Source organism: Janthinobacterium paucivorans (assembly GCF_051380805.1).
Taxonomy (GTDB): Bacteria; Pseudomonadota; Gammaproteobacteria; order Burkholderiales; family Burkholderiaceae_D; genus Janthinobacterium; species Janthinobacterium lividum_D.
The window spans coordinates 23,161-35,455 of the sequence record NZ_JBNYXR010000004.1 but is presented as its reverse complement, the minus strand read 5'-3'; the positions used below and the strand labels follow the sequence as shown (position 1 = coordinate 35,455).

Below are 12,295 nucleotides of genomic sequence, written 5' to 3'. Positions count from 1 at the left end.
ATGAATCTATTTTTTGAAGAATCCGGCGATTTCAAGGTCGGCACGGTCCTGTCACAAGCGGGTGAGGCGTATCAAGTGGAAATGGCCAGCGGCAAGCGCACCAAGGTCAAGATCAAGGATGTGTTGCTGCAGTATGAAAAGCCGGCCCCGGCCGAGCTGCTCGAGCAAGCCAAGGCCCTCGCTTTGGATATCGACCTCGATTTCCTGTGGGAAGTGGCGGGCGAAGACGAGTTCGGCTTTGTCGAGCTGGGCACCGAGTATTTCGGCCACGCTCCCTTGCCGCCGGAAGCGGCCGGCCTGATCCTGGCCCTGCATTCGGCGCCCGTGTATTTTTACAAAAAGGGCCGTGGCCGCTACAAGGCGGCGCCGGAAGCGTCCTTGAAGGCGGCATTGGCCGGCATCGAAAAGAAAAAGCAGCAGGCGCTGGTGCAAGCGGCGTATGTGGAAGAACTGAAACAGAACCGCTTGCCCGCCTCGATGCAGCCCATGGTGCTGCAACTGTTGTTCAAGCCCGACAAGAACACCATCGAATACAAGGCGCTGGAAGCGGCCTGCACCGAGTTGCATACCACGCCGCCGCGCCTGATGCTGGCCGTCGGCGGCATGTCGTCGCCGAAAGACTTGCACCTGTCGAAATTTCTCTTCGAAAATTTCCCCAAGGGTGCCGGCTTCCCGAGCGTGCCTGTGCCTGCCGTGACGGCCAAACTGCCGCTGGCCGACGTGGCCGCCTTCTCGATCGACGACGTGACCACTACCGAGATCGACGATGCCTTCTCCGTGCAGACGCTGCCCGATGGTACCGTGAAAGTGGGCATACATATCGCCGCGCCGGGCCTGGGCATACGCCCGGATGATGTGATCGACAAGATGGCGCGCCAGCGTATGTCGACCGTCTACATGCCGGGCGACAAGATCACCATGCTGCCCGACGAAATCGTGCAGGCTTTCACGCTCGCGGAAGGTACGACCTGCCCGGCCCTGTCCCTGTACGCGACGCTGGACCCGAAAGCCGACTGGGCCGTGGTCAGCACGCAGACGCGCGCCGAGCTGGTGCCGATTGCCAGCAATTTGCGGCATAACCAGCTCGACGACCTGGTCAACGAGGAAACCCTGGCCAGCGGCGAGGGCGAGTACCCGCACAAGGCTGATTTTGCCGTGCTGTGGCAATGGGCGCAGCAACTGGAGCAGGGCCGCATGAAGAAACGCGAAGCGTTTGGCCTGAAGCCGGAACAGAATAACCGCGTCGATTTCAACTTCTATGTGGAAAACGATGTCGTCACCGTGGCCCGCCGCAAGCGTGGTGCGCCGCTCGACAAGATCGTCGCTGAACTGATGATTTTTGCTAACAGCAGCTGGGGCAAGATGCTGCACGAGCACGGCGTGCCTGGCATCTATCGCAGCCAGGGTGGCGGCAGCGGCAATAGCTGGGCGGCAAAGATGCAGGTGCGCATGGTCACCCATGCGGCGCCGCACCAGGGCCTGGGCGTCGATCAATATGCGTGGAGCACCTCGCCCTTGCGCCGCTATACGGACTTGGTGAACCAATGGCAAATCATTGCCTGCGCCGAGCATGGCGTGACGGCACCCCTGGTGGCGCCGTTCAAGCCGCGTGACGCCAACCTGTTCGCCATCGTCTCGGCGTTTGACGCAGCGTATGCGGCGTATGGCGATTTCCAGTCGAACATGGAACGCTACTGGTGCTTGCGCTGGCTGCACCAGGAAAATGCGCGTCAGGTCGATGCTGTCGTGCTGAAAGATGAAATCCTGCGTCTGGTCGACATTCCGCTGGTCATCAAGCTGCCGGGCATGCCAGCGGTGGCGCGCGGCGCCCAGGTGAAGCTGGACTTGCTGCGCTGGGATGAGGTCGACCTGAGCATCGAAGCGCGCCTGCTGGAAATCGCCGCCGCGCCCGATGCGGCGACCGACGCCGCACTCGACTACGAGGAAGAGGCGGGTGAGCAAGACGCTGAAGACGCCGAAGACGCCGAAGACGCTGACGTGGCGGCCGTAGCCTCGCCGGAAGCGGCGAACCAGGTCAGCGACGCCGATGCGCAAGTGGCGCAACTGCTCAGCGAAGACGTGGTCAGCGAGCCTGAGCTCAAGTAAGGCCGCCGTCAGGCCACAAGGCGGTGCTGAAAACTGTTGCCGGCACCGCCCTTTGACGTAGAATTGAGCACATTTTGTGCTTGTTGCGAACTGGGTTGCGCGTGAAGTCTTTCCGAGAGTATCGTTTCTTGATGATCGCCGTGGCGGTATCGCTGCTGGCGCACGGCGTCTTGCTGGCGATGCATTTTGTCGCGCCTGCCCCGCAGCGTGCGGTGGCCACGGATCCCGGCCTGGAAGTGATACTGGTCAATGCCAAGCATGCCAATAAACCGCTGCAGGCCGAGGCCCTGGCGCAAGCCAATCTCGATGGCGGTGGCCAGGCCGACAAGGGCCGCGCCAAGTCGCCCTTGCCCGACATGCGCAAGGTCGATGAGGGCGACAGCGTCAAGGCCAGCGCCCGGCGCATCGCCGAGTTGGAGCAGAAGCAGCAGGAACTGCTGACGCAGACGGCCAAGGCTACCCCTTACAGCGCCGCGCCCGTCACGGAAAAGGACAAGCCCAATCCCTTGGCCAGCGGTGCGGATTTGATGGAAAGCAGCAAGGCCATCGCGCGCATGGCGGCCGAGATCAGCCAGACCGTGGAAGACCAGAACAAGCGTCCCCGCAAGACCTTCATTACGCCCAGCACGCAGGAGGTCGGTTATGCCATGTATTACAAGACCTTGCAAAAGCGTATCGAGGAAATCGGCACCCTGAATTTCCCGCAAAAGAATGGCCGCAAGATGTATGGCGAACTGGTCGTATACATTCCCGTCTTCCAGGACGGCACGATTTACCAGGTGGAAGGTGGCGCCCGCGTGGAGAAAAGCTCGGGCAACCCAGCGCTGGACGCTGCCGCCCTGGCCATCGTGCGCCGCGCGGCGCCGTTCGGCCGTTTTCCCCCGAATATGTTGTCGAGTGATAAAGATGACCTGTGGGTTGTCATCACCCGTTTCAAATTTACCCGCGAAGAAAAAATGGAAGCTAACCTGACTGGCGGCAGCAATTGAACAAGCAAACGACTCATCCTGATCAGTATTGCGTATTTGGCAACCCTATCGCCCATAGCAAGTCCCCGCTGATTCACGCCGCCTTTGCCCTGCAGACAGGCCAGGCGATGGCCTATGAACGCCGGCTGGCGCCGCTCGATGGCTTTGCCCTGGCGGCCCGCAGCTTCGCAGAAGAAGGGGGCAAGGGCGCGAACGTGACGGTGCCATTCAAGCTCGATGCGTGTGCATTTGCAAGCGAACTGACGCCGCGCGCCAGGGCGGCAGGCGCTGTCAACACCCTGCGTTTCGATGGCGACACCATTCTTGGCGACAATACCGATGGCGCTGGCCTGGTGGCCGACATCGTGCGCAATGCGGGCGTGGCCATCGCCGGCAAGCGCGTACTGTTGCTCGGTGCGGGCGGTGCGGCGCGCGGCGTTGTGTTGCCGCTGCTGGAGCAGGCGCCGCTGGAACTGGTCATTGCCAACCGCAGCGTGGCCACGGCCGAGGCGCTGGTGGCGCAGTTTGCCGATGCGGCGAGTCATCCTGAGCAGCTGCGTGCCGGTGGCTTCGCGTTGCCCGAAGGTGTTTTCGATATCGTCATCAATGCCACCTCGGCCAGCCTGGCGGGCGATTTGCCGCCCGTGCCCGCGCACGTCTTCGGCAGCCACACGCTGGCGCTGGACATGATGTATGGCGCCCAGCCCACCGTCTTCATGGACTTTGCCGCACAGCATGGCGCGCACGTGCGCGATGGTTTGGGCATGCTGGTCGAGCAGGCGGCAGCAGCGTTTTACGTGTGGCGCGGCGTGCAGCCGCAGACGCAGCACTTGCTGGCGCAATTGCGGGGCAGCCTGTGAACGTCGGCAAGAAGGGCGCGCGCCGTAGCGGGAGCCGCTATGGCTGGATCAAGTGGCTGTTCATCGTGCCGGTGTTGGCCTTCATCGTCGTGCAACTGTATTTTTTCCTGCAAATCTGGTGGTGGGTCGACCACAATCCGTCCAGCACGGCCTTCATGCGCGAACAGTTGTCTGTCTTGCAGGACAAGAATCCGAATGCCGCGATCGAGCAGACGTGGGTGCCATACAAGCGCATCTCGAACAACTTGAAACGGGCCATCATCGCTTCGGAAGATGCGAATTTCTCCGAGCATGAAGGGGTAGACTGGGAGGCTTTGCAAAAGGCCTACGAAAAGAATAATAAAAAGCAAAAGGTTGTGGCGGGCGGCTCGACTATCACACAACAGTTGGCGAAGAATCTGTTCCTCTCCGGTTCGCGCAGCTATGTGCGCAAGGGCCAGGAGCTGATCATCACCTACATGCTGGAAAGCCTGATGGAGAAGCAGCGCATTTTCGAGATTTATTTGAACGTGGTGGAATTTGGCACCGGCATCTTCGGCGCCGAAGCGGCTGCGCGCCACTATTACCACGTCAGTGCCGCGGGTCTGAGTGCGGCGCAGGGAGCGAAGCTGGCCGTGATGCTGCCGAACCCCCGCTTTTATGACCGTCACCGTGATACGGGCTACCTGAACCGGCGCACGGGCGTGATCCTGCGCCGCATGGGGGCGGCCGAACTGCCTTGATGGCGGTCTGATTTGTGCTCATAAAATCAATGATGTATTTTTAGAACTATTGTGGCGCAGCATCTTAATCGGCACGCTTGCTGCAAGGCCGCACTTTTTCCGTGAAAAAGCGGTGCTGGGGGGTGGTCGTGAAAAGGCCTTTGCGGGTACACTTGCGCTGTTTTCATTTTTGGCGCCAGCGCCAGCACATCACGATAACCCAACATCCGGCTGAGAGCGCGCATGATCAATGTCTTTGTATTACAGAATGGCCGGCTCAACCAGGTGCCGATCGACAGCCGCGCAGACCTCGAAAATGCCGAACCGGTGTGGGTCGACCTGACCGACCCCACCGATGATGAACGGGCCTGGGTCAAGGCTATCTACAACGTCACCCTGCCGGGCGAAGACGAAGTCAAGGATATTGAAGCGTCGGCCCGCTATTACGAAGCGGAAAACGGCGACTTGCATCTGCGCACAGACTTCTTGCGTGAAGAAGACGACGGTCCGTCGCGCGTCATTACCGTGGCGTTCATTCTGGCCCGCAAGATTCTGTTTTCCATGCATACGGACGACTTGCCCGTGTTCCGCCTGGTGCGCATGCGCGCCCGTTCGCGGCCAGGCTCGATTGCCGACTATATGGATGTGCTGCTCGACCTGTACGCCACCGACGCCGAATATTCGGCTGACGTGCTCGAAGGCATCTACCAGAACCTGGAAGAAGTCAGCACGCGTGTGCTGCAAAAGGAATTTACCGATGCGCACGCCGCCGAAGCGTTGAACGCGATTGCGCACGAGGAAGACTTGAATGGGCGTATCCGCCGCAACATGATGGATACGCGCCGCGCCGTGAGTTTCCTGATGCGAGGCCGCTTGCTCAATTCCGAGCAGTTCGAGGAAGCGCGGCAGATTTTGCGCGACATCGAATCGCTGGACGGCCATACCTCGTTCCTGTTTGACAAGATCAACTTCCTGATGGATGCCACCGTCGGTTTCATCAACATCAACCAGAACAAGATCATCAAGATCTTCTCGGTGGCCAGCGTGGCTTTCTTGCCGCCTACCTTGATCGCCAGCGTGTACGGCATGAACTTCAAGCTGATGCCGGAACTGGAATGGTCGTTCGGCTATCCATGGGCCTGGAGTCTGATGATTACCAGCGCCATCGCGCCCTTCCTGTACTTCCGCCATCGCGGCTGGCTAAAATAAGTCTTCTGCGCCGCGACGCGTCTGCGTCCTGGCGTCGCCAGCTTGCGCCTCCGGTATGGCGCCAGGCCGATGCCTGGTGCTGCAAGATAGCGTCACGGGCGTGACGGCCGCGGTGCCGGACACCGCCGCCGTCTGACTGCGCTTACGCTAATTGAGCAAACACCTTGCGCGCGGCGGCGATGGTGGCGTCGATGACGGCATCGTCATGCTGCGCCGAGACGAAGCCGGCCTCGAAGGCGGCTGGCGCAAAGTACACGCCTTCGTCCAGCATGGCGTGGAAGAAGGCATTGAACTTGCTGCGGTCGCCTGCCATCATTTCTGCATAGCTGGTCGGTGGCGTGGCGCTGAAATAAATGCCGAACATGCCACCGATGTAGTCGGCGCAGAAGACTACGCCAGCGTCTTTTGCGGCGGCAGTCAAGCCTTCGGCTAGGCGCTTGGCGGTGGCGCCCAGCCGCTCGTAAAAGCCTGGCTGCTGGATCAGTTTCAAGGTCGTCATGCCGGCCGCCACGGCGACCGGGTTGCCCGACAGGGTACCTGCCTGGTAGACGGCGCCCAGCGGTGCCATATGCTGCATCAGCGCCGCGCTGCCACCGAAGGCCGCCACCGGCAGGCCGCCGCCTATCACCTTGCCCAGTGCGGTGAGATCGGGTTTGATGCCGTACAGTTCCTGTGCGCCGCCCAGGGCCACGCGCAAGCCGCACATGACCTCATCGAAAATGAGCAGGGCGCCGTGCTGCGTGCACAGATCGCGCATCGCCTGCAGAAATTGCGGCGTGGCTTTCACCAGGTTCATGTTGCCGGCCACGGGTTCGACGATGACGCAGGCGATTTGCGCGCCGTAGCTGTCGAAGGCGTCTTTCAGCTGCTCCACGTTGTTATAGTCGAGTACCAGCGTATGCTTGACGAAATCTTCCGGCACGCCGGCCGAGGTCGGGTTGCCGAAGGTGAGCAGGCCGCTGCCTGCCTTGACCAGCAGTGAATCGGCGTGGCCGTGATAGCAGCCTTCGAATTTGACGATCTTGTCGCGTCCGGTGGCGCCGCGCGCCAGGCGCAGGGCGCTCATGGTCGCTTCCGTGCCCGACGATACCAGGCGCACTTGCTCGATGGAGGGCACCAGGCGCGTGATTTCCTCGGCCATCAGTACTTCGCCTTCGGTCGGTGCGCCGAACGACAGGCCCAGCGCGGCTGCATCTTGCACCGCCTTGACCACTTCCGGATGGGCGTGGCCGACGATGGCCGGGCCCCACGAACCGATGTAGTCGATATAGCGCTTGCCGTCTGCATCCCAGAAGTAGGGGCCTTCGGCGCGTGTGATGAAGCGCGGCGTGCCACCGACGGAGCGGAAGGCGCGCACGGGCGAGTTGACGCCGCCTGGCGTGGTTTTTTGTGCGCGGGCAAACAGGATGTCGTTCTGTGAAGTCGTCGTCATGATAATCGTGCCTTGAAAGTGGATCGTTGTCTGTGTCGTCTGATCTGTGCTGATTGCTGTATTTATTGGCTGGCGCGCTGGCGCTGCTGCTGGAACTGCCGGTTCGGCACCAGCTTGCCCATGCCGTGGCGCTGCGCGTGGGCCAGCGCGCCGGTAGTAAATTCCTGCGCCGCAACGATCACCTGCGGCACATCGTCTTCGTTTTCAGCCAGCGCCAAGAGGGCGGTGGCCGCCGCCGACAGGGTGCTGCCGGCGCCGTTGAAGATGCCCGGCAGGTGTTGCCATTCATCGTGGCGCACCACGCCGTCCTCGCCGAACAGGGTATTGGCGCGCAACTTGCCTTCGGCCGTGCCGGACTTGCTGGCATTGGCCGGCATGCCGGTGACGAGCACGTATTCGCAGCCCAGGGCGACCAGGTAGTCGACATCGTTCTGTAAAGTATCGTCCGGGTCGGCATCGCGCCAGGTTTCGGCCAGGCGCTCCAGTTCTACCGGCGAGAGCACCAGCAAGGTCGTTTGCGGGATCAACAACTGGCGCACCGCAGTGAGGATGTCTTCGTCGTCCATGCCCTGTTCCGGCAAGGCTGAAATGAAGGGATCGAGGATCAGCGGCACGTTCGGATAGTCGGAGACGATTTCGGCGATGGCCGTGACGTTTTCCACGCTGCCCAGCGCGCCGATCTTGATGGCCGAGACGGACATGTCTTCCAGCAGCACGCGTGCCTGGTCGGAAACCCAGTCCGGGTCGACTGCCTGCACGTCTTCCACGCGCGCCGTATCGCTGATCAACAGGCCCGTGGTGACCGACAGGCCATGGCAGCCGAAGGCTGAAAACGTGGCCAGGTCGGCCTGTATGCCGATCGCGCCGACTGGATCGGACACGCCGAAGCTTAATATGAGGGGAGAAGTTTGGTTTTGCACGGCGGGTAGATTAAGATACCTAATTCAGCATTTTACTTGATTGAAGGGTGGCAGAACGTGAGTAGCAACGAAACAACGCAGCAATTCCAAACGTGGATGTGTCTTATTTGCGGCTGGGTTTATGACGAGGCGGCCGGCCTACCCGACGAAGACATCGCGCCCGGCACGCGTTGGGCCGATGTTCCGATGAACTGGACCTGTCCCGAATGCGGTGCGCGCAAGGATGATTTCGAGATGGTGGCGCTTTAATTAATCCAGACCCCGGGGATGGTGCTGCCGCATGCTGGTATCGCGGCCGCTTGTGCTATCGTATGAAAGATTGTCGAATAATCACATGACGCGTCCCTTCCTGCCCGAGGCGCCGTCCGATGCCGCGTGCGCCAGCGTCACAATACTGCTGATCGACGACAGCGCTACGAGCCGCAGCGCGGCCGAAAGGGTCTTGCGCGAGGCAGGATATCGCGTGGTGGTGGCGGAAGACGGCTTCGTGGCTCTGGCCAAGATCGCCGACTGCCAGCCGGCGTTGATCGTGTGCGACATCGTGATGCCGCGCCTGGACGGCTACCGCACGTGTGCGCTGATCAAGTCCAGTGCGGCTTTTCATGCCACGCCGGTGCTGATGCTGTCGTCCAAGCAGGGATTGTTCGACCGCGCGCGCGGCGCCATGGCAGGCGCCAGCGCTTGCCTGGTCAAGCCGCTGACGCGCGAGGCGCTGCTGGAAGCCGTGCGGCTGCACCTGGCCAGGCATTTTGAGTAAGTAGTTTATTGATTGACAACGCAGCAAGGAAGCAGATGGCCATACACACAATTCTGATCGTCGATGACTCGCCGACAGAACGCTATTACCTGAGCGAGATGCTGGTGCGTGCCGGTTATGCCGTCGTCACGGCGCAGGACGGTGCCGACGCGTTGGCGCAACTGAAACAGGCCAGGCCTGACCTGATCCTGATGGACGTGGTGATGCCCGGTGCGAATGGCTTCCAGATCACGCGCGCGATTGCCCGCGATCCCGAACTGCAGGACGTGCCGGTGTTTATCTGCTCCAGCAAGAGCCAGGAAACGGACCGCATCTGGGGCTTGCGCCAAGGCGCCCGCGATTACCTGGTCAAGCCGGTGGTCGAAGCCGAGCTGCTGGCCAAGATAGCTGCGATTTCCTGAGTATGCAAACGATGCCAGGTCATGGCGCTTCCATAACGGCCTTGCCGGCCGCCGCTATCGTCATGTCATCCTGCGAGACGGGTGCGCGGCAGGGGCGCTTGCGCCAGTATCAGCTGCAATTGATCGAGCGGATACAGGCCGCGCGCAGCGGTGCGCTGGCAGCGCGCAAGGAACTGGGCGTGATGCTCGGTGGCCGGCCGTGCCTGCTCGATTTGACGCAGCTCGGTGAAATCGTCATCGCTAGCGGCGTGCAGATTCAGGGCGTGCCGCTGGCGCAGGACTGGTACCTTGGCCTGGCGGCCATGCGCGGACGACTGACGGGGGTCGTCGACCTAGCCCGCTACATGGGCGAACCAGCTTGCGCGCCAGGCAATCACTGCCGCATCATCACGTTTTCTCCCCGTCTTGGCCTGAACTGCGCACTGCTGGTCGAGCGCGTACTGGGCTTGCGCCAGTTGCGCACGATGCAATCGGTGCCCTTGCCCGCTACGCTGCCGCGCGCGGCGCCATCGTGGGCGGCGCAAGCACTGCGCGACAGCGAAGGGCAGCATTGGCTGCGCCTGGATCTGGCGCAACTGGCGCAAGCGGAACGCTTCCTCGATGCCGGTTTTGCTGGCCTTGCTGCCCACAAGGATGTTTGCTGATGGGCGCCAATTCTCCTATCCTGGCCGCTGGCGTGCCCGAAGCCGGGCACGTGCCTGGGGCGCCGGCATCGGCCGCTGACCTGCCGCTGCGCCTGCGCGACGCGCTGGGACGGCGCAAGTCGCTGGCTACGGCACCGGTCAGCGACTTGAAGCTGCCGCTGATCGGCCGTTTGCCGCTGCAAAAGCAATTGCGCATCCTGTCGACGCTGATGGCCCTGAGCCTGGCCGCCAGCTTGCTGTTCGTCGGCCTCAACACGCGCAGCGGCAATATTGCCTCGGCGCAGACGCAGCTGGCCAGCGATGCGCTGATGCATTCGCAGCGCATCGGCAAGGCTGCGCCCAATGCCGTGCAAGGCAATCCTGAAGCCTTCCGCCAGCTCGAGGAAAGCCGCAATGAATTGAACCAGGATTTCCGCCTGATGCTGCGCGGCGGGACGTATCACGGCCGCGATATCGGCGAGTCGCGTGCCGCCCTGTTGGCGGCAGTGGCCGACGCGCGCAAGAAGTGGGCCAGCAGCGACCGCGCGGCCAGCACCATCTTGCGCCTGAAAACCGAGCTCGGCGAATTTGACAAGACCTTGCAGCAATTGAACGCGCTATCGCCGGCGTTGCTGGCCCAGACCGAGGAAATCGCGGCGCTCAAGGTGCAGCGCGGCGGCAATGCGCGCGACCTGGCCGTCATCGGCCGTTTGATGATGCTGAGCCAGCGCATGAGCCGCAGTGCCGGCGAGTTCCTGTCGTCGGGCAGCATCAGCTCGGAAACGGCATTTTCGCTGGGACGCGACACGACCTATTTCCGTAGCGCCGTCGAAGGCTTGCTCAACGGCAGCGTGGTGCTGCAATTGGCGCCCACGCGCGACACCGAATTGCGCGACCGGCTGCTGGCGCTGAAAGCCAGTTTCTACACTTACCAGCAACTGGTTTCGGCGATACTCGACCGTCTGGATAAATTCAGTTCTGCCAAAAGCGCCGAACAGCTGATCTTCAACGAGAACGAAGACTTGCGCCAGCGCTTGACGCTGTTGCAGAAGATGTATCACGTGAACCAGGAAACGCTGGACATGGCCTTCTGGATGATGGTCGGCGGCGTGCTGCTGACCCTGGTCGCGGCAGCCGGCATCGGCCGCGTGCTGCTGCAGGACTCCGTCAACCGCACCCGCGACGCCGAGCGGCGACGCCAGGAAGCGGAAATCTTGCGCCTGCTGTCGCAGGAAAAGGAAGAACAGGCCAAGGCCAAGAATGAGCAAAACCAGGCAGCCATTCTGCGTCTGATGAACGAATTGCAGAAGGTCGCCGACGGCGACCTGACGGTGCAGGCCACCGTGTCGGAGGATATCACTGGCGCCATTGCCGATTCCGTCAACTATACGGTCGAGGAATTGCGTGGCTTGGTGGGGCGCGTGACGGCGACGGCCGAGCAGGTCAACCGCGCCTCGACGCAGGCGCAAAGCATTTCCAGCAAGCTGCTGATCGCTTCGCAGCAGCAGTCGCGCGAAATTCAGGGCGTCAGCGCCACGGTGGTCAATATGGCCAATGCAATTACCGACGTGTCGAAGTCGGCCAGTGTCTCGGCCGACGTGGCGCGCCAGTCAGTGGCGGCGGCGCAGCAGGGGGCGACGGCGGTGGAAAATGCCATCAAGGGCATGCATGAAATCCGCGAGCAGATCCAGGATACCTCCAAGCGCATCAAGCGCCTGGGCGAATCGTCGCAGGAAATCGGCGAAATCACCGAGCTCATTTCCGACATCACCGAGCAGACCAACGTGCTGGCGCTGAACGCCGCCATCCAGGCCGCATCGGCCGGCGAGGCGGGGCGCGGCTTTTCGGTCGTCGCCGAGGAAGTGCAGCGCCTGGCCGAACGCTCGGCCGCCGCTGCCAAGCAGATCGGGGCGCTGGTGCGCACCATTCAGGCCGACACCCAGGACGCCACCCGCGCGATGGAAAAATCCACGCAGGGCGTAGTGGAAGGCGCCCACCTGTCGGATGCGGCCGGCGCTGCCTTGAACGACATCAGCCAGGTGTCGAAACACCTCGCTGAGCTGATCCAGGGCATCTCGTTCGCCACTGGCACGCAGGCCGGTTCGGCTAGCGGCGTGGCCTTGAACATCCAGCATATCCTGAGCGTGACGGAGCAGACCCAGGACGGCACGCAGCAAACGGCGCAGTCGATCCACAAGTTGTCGATGCTGGCGCAGGAACTGAAAAACTCGGTGTCGCGCTTCCGCGTCGCCGCCTGAACGGCGCGCCATTCCGGGCGCGGCGTGTTGTGCGTACCGATTTTTGCGCTACGATTTCTT

At 62.0% G+C, this 12,295-nt stretch carries 12 protein-coding genes; 10 read left to right on the top strand and 2 right to left on the bottom strand.

Annotated elements, in window-relative coordinates:
* From ACQ4V8_RS06250 to corA, 5 genes are all read left to right on the top strand, one after another.
* On the top strand, positions 1 to 2,106 hold the full coding sequence (locus ACQ4V8_RS06250) for a ribonuclease catalytic domain-containing protein (RefSeq protein ID WP_436571091.1): 2,106 nt from the start codon (positions 1 to 3) through the stop codon (positions 2,104 to 2,106).
* 131 nt (positions 2,107 to 2,237) lie between these two features.
* Positions 2,238 to 3,095, top strand: a complete 858-nt coding sequence (locus tag ACQ4V8_RS06245) for an energy transducer TonB family protein (protein ID WP_196855082.1) — start codon at positions 2,238 to 2,240, stop codon at positions 3,093 to 3,095.
* Positions 3,092 to 3,934 carry a shikimate dehydrogenase gene (aroE, locus tag ACQ4V8_RS06240; RefSeq protein ID WP_070346226.1) on the top strand — a complete coding sequence of 281 codons (843 nt, stop codon included), beginning with the start codon at positions 3,092 to 3,094 and terminating at the stop codon, positions 3,932 to 3,934. The genes ACQ4V8_RS06245 and aroE overlap by 4 nt, the downstream gene beginning before the upstream one ends.
* Positions 3,916 to 4,656 carry a monofunctional biosynthetic peptidoglycan transglycosylase gene (mtgA, locus tag ACQ4V8_RS06235; protein WP_436571160.1) on the top strand — a complete coding sequence of 247 codons (741 nt, stop codon included), beginning with the start codon at positions 3,916 to 3,918 and terminating at the stop codon, positions 4,654 to 4,656. The genes aroE and mtgA overlap by 19 nt, the downstream gene beginning before the upstream one ends.
* A 222-nt stretch (positions 4,657 to 4,878) precedes the next feature.
* Positions 4,879 to 5,844: a magnesium/cobalt transporter CorA gene (gene corA / locus ACQ4V8_RS06230; protein ID WP_010401315.1), complete on the top strand. Its 966-nt coding sequence runs from the start codon at positions 4,879 to 4,881 to the stop codon at positions 5,842 to 5,844.
* A 142-nt stretch (positions 5,845 to 5,986) separates the two neighbouring features.
* Here corA and hemL read toward each other — a convergent pair whose 3' ends face one another.
* Positions 5,987 to 7,276 (bottom strand): glutamate-1-semialdehyde 2,1-aminomutase, encoded by a 1,290-nt coding sequence (gene hemL / locus ACQ4V8_RS06225; protein WP_196855004.1) that lies wholly within the window; start codon positions 7,274 to 7,276, stop codon positions 5,987 to 5,989.
* Between the two features lie 62 nt (positions 7,277 to 7,338).
* Complete coding sequence (thiD, locus tag ACQ4V8_RS06220) at positions 7,339 to 8,196, bottom strand: bifunctional hydroxymethylpyrimidine kinase/phosphomethylpyrimidine kinase (protein ID WP_029496667.1); 858 nt, start codon at positions 8,194 to 8,196, stop codon at positions 7,339 to 7,341.
* A 96-nt stretch (positions 8,197 to 8,292) separates the two neighbouring features.
* On the opposite strand from thiD, the gene ACQ4V8_RS06215 reads away from it, so the two are divergent.
* From ACQ4V8_RS06215 to ACQ4V8_RS06195, 5 genes are all read left to right on the top strand, one after another.
* Positions 8,293 to 8,445, top strand: a complete 153-nt coding sequence (locus ACQ4V8_RS06215) for a rubredoxin (protein WP_010401308.1) — start codon at positions 8,293 to 8,295, stop codon at positions 8,443 to 8,445.
* 85 nt (positions 8,446 to 8,530) lie between these two features.
* Positions 8,531 to 8,953 (top strand): response regulator, encoded by a 423-nt coding sequence (locus ACQ4V8_RS06210; protein ID WP_010401307.1) that lies wholly within the window; start codon positions 8,531 to 8,533, stop codon positions 8,951 to 8,953.
* Positions 8,954 to 8,988: 35 nt separating this feature from the next.
* Positions 8,989 to 9,354: a response regulator gene (locus ACQ4V8_RS06205; protein ID WP_010401305.1), complete on the top strand. Its 366-nt coding sequence runs from the start codon at positions 8,989 to 8,991 to the stop codon at positions 9,352 to 9,354.
* Positions 9,355 to 9,356: 2 nt separating this feature from the next.
* Positions 9,357 to 9,998, top strand: a complete 642-nt coding sequence (locus ACQ4V8_RS06200; RefSeq protein ID WP_082260967.1) for a chemotaxis protein CheW — start codon at positions 9,357 to 9,359, stop codon at positions 9,996 to 9,998.
* Complete coding sequence (locus ACQ4V8_RS06195; protein ID WP_436571090.1) at positions 9,998 to 12,235, top strand: methyl-accepting chemotaxis protein; 2,238 nt, start codon at positions 9,998 to 10,000, stop codon at positions 12,233 to 12,235. Before ACQ4V8_RS06200 ends, ACQ4V8_RS06195 begins: the two co-directional genes overlap by 1 nt.
* The last annotated feature ends 60 nt before the right edge of the window (positions 12,236 to 12,295 follow it).